The organism is Bifidobacterium castoris (assembly GCF_003952025.1).
Taxonomy (GTDB): Bacteria; Actinomycetota; Actinomycetes; order Actinomycetales; family Bifidobacteriaceae; genus Bifidobacterium; species Bifidobacterium castoris.
In genome coordinates this window covers 1-4,169 of the sequence record NZ_QXGI01000019.1, presented here as the reverse complement: position 1 = coordinate 4,169, position 4,169 = coordinate 1, and the positions used below count along the sequence as shown (strand labels likewise).

Annotated in this window: 2 protein-coding genes and 1 rRNA gene; 2 read left to right on the top strand and 1 reads right to left on the bottom strand. The window is 63.3% G+C overall.

Features of this window, described 5'->3' with window-relative positions:
• Together rrf and D2E22_RS10375 are read left to right on the top strand one after the other, a co-directional pair.
• A 5S ribosomal RNA gene (rrf, locus tag D2E22_RS11030) occupies positions 1-85 on the top strand; the annotation flags it as partial.
• Between the two features lie 278 nt (positions 86-363).
• Positions 364-1,884 carry an MFS transporter gene (locus tag D2E22_RS10375; RefSeq protein WP_126033003.1) on the top strand — a complete coding sequence of 507 codons (1,521 nt, stop codon included), beginning with the start codon at positions 364-366 and terminating at the stop codon, positions 1,882-1,884.
• Between the two features lie 121 nt (positions 1,885-2,005).
• Here D2E22_RS10375 and D2E22_RS10370 read toward each other — a convergent pair whose 3' ends face one another.
• Complete coding sequence (locus tag D2E22_RS10370) at positions 2,006-3,814, bottom strand: nitrilase-related carbon-nitrogen hydrolase (RefSeq protein ID WP_164518515.1); 1,809 nt, start codon at positions 3,812-3,814, stop codon at positions 2,006-2,008.
• Positions 3,815-4,169: the final 355 nt, after the last annotated feature.

Sequence of the window (4,169 nt, the reverse complement as noted above, 5' to 3'; positions counted from 1 at the left end):
TCCCATTCCGAACCCGGAAGCTAAGACCTGGCACGGCGATGGTACTGCACCCGACAGGGTGTGGGAGAGTAGCACGCCGCCGCACCCACACTTCACACGAAGAGCCCACCACCACGGCGGGCTCTTCTGCTATCCAGCCAAGCATCAGACGGTCATCCGCGACGCTCACTTGGTGTTTCACACCTGATATGACAATGGAGATATCGGGTATACTGGAACAGTAACAAGCGAGGTCCATCCCCGCTTTTTCTATGCCAAGCCGCATAAGCGGCTGGCGTGCCCTCCCTGCAGTGCTCGGCAACGCGGAATGGGCCGCAATCATACCGAGCCAAGAAAGGATAGCCGGGGACGGCTTCTGCACTGATGTCCAATTCCGATTCCTCATTGACGTCACCGAACCATCATCCCACTCCACCGTCTGACCATGAAGGCGGCGAAACACCTGCGGCCGAGCGCATCGAGCCGAAACTGCTGCTTGCGATCATCGCGACTGGCCTCATGGCCTTCATCGGCATCCTCACGGAGACGATGACCAATGTGCTCTTCCCGACGCTGATGGAGGAATTCCATATCGGCACTTCTGTTGTGCAATGGTTGACGACCGGATATTTGCTTGTGGTGTCCATCGTCACGCCGTTGTCGTCGTATCTCAATCACCGCTTCACGCTCAAATCGTCCTTCATGGCCGCGGTCGTGCTGTGCGTCGCGGGATTGTTGATCGCCGCGCTTGCCGTGAACTTCCCGATGCTGATGCTCGCTCGCATCCTGCAGGGTGCCGGTACCGGCATCGCGCTGCCGCTCATGTTCAACATCATCCTCGAGCAGTCCCCGCGCTCACGTCTGGGACTGCTGATGGGCGTCGGCAACATGGTGTGCGCCATCGCACCTGCACTCGGGCCCACGGTAGGCGGTGTAGGCGTGTCGGCGATCGGCTGGCGCTGGATGTTCGCGATTCTGATCCCGTTCCTGGTGATCGCGGGCTTCGTCGGCGCCGCGACCATCCGCCAACCGCGCCCGACCGAGCGCGTACGCTTCAGCTGGGTGCAGCTCATACTGCTGATGATCGGCTTCGTGGCCTTCGTGTTCGCGCTTGATCGGATGGGGGCCTCCATCACGGCCCTGACCTCAGGCGAGTCCGGCGCATCCGGCACGCTTGTACTTGCTGTCGTGCTGTTCCTCGTGTCCGTGGGCGCCCTCGTATGGTTCGCGTCGTTGAGCAAGCGTTCGACGGATCCGCTCATCCATATGGGCGTCCTGCGTTCGGTGCCGTTCCGTTGGCATCTGCTGGCCTATGTGATGCTGGAAGGTGTCACGATCGGTTTCGGTTATCTCATCCCGAATCTCGCCCAGCTCGGCTTTGGCTCAACGACGACCGTCGCGGGATTGCTGATCCTCCCCGGTGCATTGCTGGGCGCCGTGCTGGCGCCGGTCGGCGGGGCGTTGCTCGATCGTTTCGGCCCGATGCGCCCGATCCTCTCGACGATGGCGCTTGCCATCCTGGGCATCATACTGATGCTGCTCATGGTGCGTCCGACCGCAAGCGTCTGGATGATCTGCGTAGGCTACATCGCGTACATGATCGGCTTCTCGATGGCCTATCCCAATACGATGACCGCGGGCATGAGCGTCATCTCGCCGCGCATGCAGCCGGACGGCAACGCCATGTTCAGCACGTTCCAGCAGCTCGCGGGCGCCGTCGGTACGACGGTGATGTCCATCTGCTTGGGTGTGGCTCAATCCGGGCATAGCCTTGAGAAGGACAAAACGGCCTTCGAGACGGCCACGCAGCATGGAGGCCATGTCGGTATGATCGTCCTGCTCGTCGTCCTCGTTTGCGCATTCCTCGCGAACGTCCGCGCCTTCGCCGCCCGCCGGACGCGTTGATCGACCGGCATTGACCCATGCGCCCCCCTGTGGGGATGTTCCATGTGAAACAAATCGATTTGTTTCACATGGAACATCCCCACAGGGGGGCGCATGCGTTCATGAGGATGCCGGCTGCGGCTCAGGCGTCGAGTTGTGCGAGCAGCGCATCGACCTCATCGAGCCACAACGTGCTTTGCGCATACGTCGGCATCATGAAACCGTCGCGCAGATCAAGACCGGCCGATCCGATGCGCGGACCGTCGGGGAGATCGTGGCGCATGAACTGGGTCGCGAAGAACCTGCCGTAGAACGTGCGCATCCACTTGAGCAGCCGCTCGCCGTCATACTTGGATCCGAACGCGCACCGCGCCAGCCGGAACGACTTCGCCGGCCGGTATTGCGCGCGCAGGAACCCATCGATGAAGAAATCCTCGACCTCGACGGGCGCGATGTCGGTGAAACCCTGCGCCGCATAGCGGTCATGTTCGGGGACATGGAGCGGGGCGTCATGGGCGATGATCGGTCCAAGCGCCGCGTGCAACCGTTCATCGTCGGTCGTCTTCGCGACATGTGCGAGCATCAGCGGCACGAAGGAGCGCACCAACTGGCTGTTCACGGCGTACTGCATCGTCAGATCGAGCGGGAAGCCGCTGATGCCGAGTGCAAGCTCCGTCATGTCGGCCGGATTGACGAGCGCCTCGGCCGTGGCGTCCTGCGGGTGGGCGGTGTCGAATATCGTGCAGCCGACCGCGGCCGCAAGGGAATCGAGCAGCGTCTTGGCATGGTCGTTCGGCCGCTCTCCGGGGAAGCGCATATGCACGGCCGTGCGTGGGAGACCTGCGAGATCGGCGGCGCGCACGGCGACGAGCAGCGCGAGTGCGGCATCGGCGACCGCGGTGTCCTCTGCGAGCACGGTGATGCCGTCGGCACCGCGGTTGTGCAGGAACGCGAGCATGCCATGCGCCTGCATCGTCAACGCCAGATCGCAGCAATCGTCACGGTCTCGTGGCTCCGCCGGCACGAAGGGCTGCGGCGAGACCGGGCGGTGCAGCGGATGCTCGGGAACGTCCATGTCGAACAACGTCTCGTGATAGCCGGCGGCTTGGGCGCTCGCGGCCACCTTGAACGACGACATGCCGCGACGTGCGCCCCACAGGCTTTCGACGTCCACGTCGGCGATCGCGAAGCCCTCGCCGAACGGCCGGGCCTGTGCGAGCACGGCGCCGTTCTCGGCGATGATCTCCTGGCCGCCGACCGTCACGTCGCTCGTCGAATCGCCCTGGCCTGAACTGCAATAGGCATAGCAGCACAGCAAACGTGCGCTTTGTCCGCTGATGAGGCCACGTCGATAGATATCCTTCTCCAGCGACGCATTCGATGCGGAGCCATTGCAGATGATCGTCGCGCCGGCCAGGGCGAGGCGGATCGAAGGCGGCTGAGGGGACCAGATATCCTCGCAGATCTCATAACCGACGCATAGCTGCGGCATCTGACGGCAGCGGAACAGCTGATGTGAACCGAACGGCACATGCGTCTGGTCGGCCACCGTGATGTCGGTGACGTCGGTGGGGCCGGAATTGAACCAGCGGCCCTCGAAATCCACGCCGTAGGTGGGGATGAAGGTCTTCGGCACGACGCCGAGGATGCGTCCGCGGTGGCATACGGCGACGGTGTTGTAGATCTTGCCGTTGATGCACAGCGGGACGCCGACGGAGAACAGCACGTCGAGATCCGCGGTGCGCGCCGCGAGCCGTCCCAGCTCGCGCTCTGCGCTTTCCAGCAGAATGCCGTGGTACAGCAGGTCGTCGGCGATGTACGACGTGAGCACGACCTCCGGGAAGACGACGACCTTGGCGCCGAGACCGGCCGCACGCCGCAGACCCTGATAGCAGAGATCCGCGTTGTGCGCGGGGTCGGCGACGGTGCTCGCCGGACTGATCGTGGCCACTGGAACGAAGCCGTCGTTCGGCAACCCGATGGTCGTCCGCGTGGAGGCTGATGGTGGCGTTGATGTGGATGTGATGGACATGGCTCCCCTTCCGTGGGAATGTGCCGGGATTTGCGGCCGCGGGCCATATACGCGCGGTCGTTTACGCATCCGTGATGCGTCGGCTTGTCGGGGCCCAGCTTAGTGCGCGTGCGCGCATGGGGAGGCGATGTATGACGTGGGCGTAGCGGTGTGTGACACGCCGGTGGTGGGGTTGTTGTGGTGTGTTGTGGTGGTGGTTGGGTGGTGTGTTGTGGTGTTGGTGGTGGGGTTGTGGGGTGTTTTCGACACGCCGGTGGTTGTGTGTGTTTTCAGG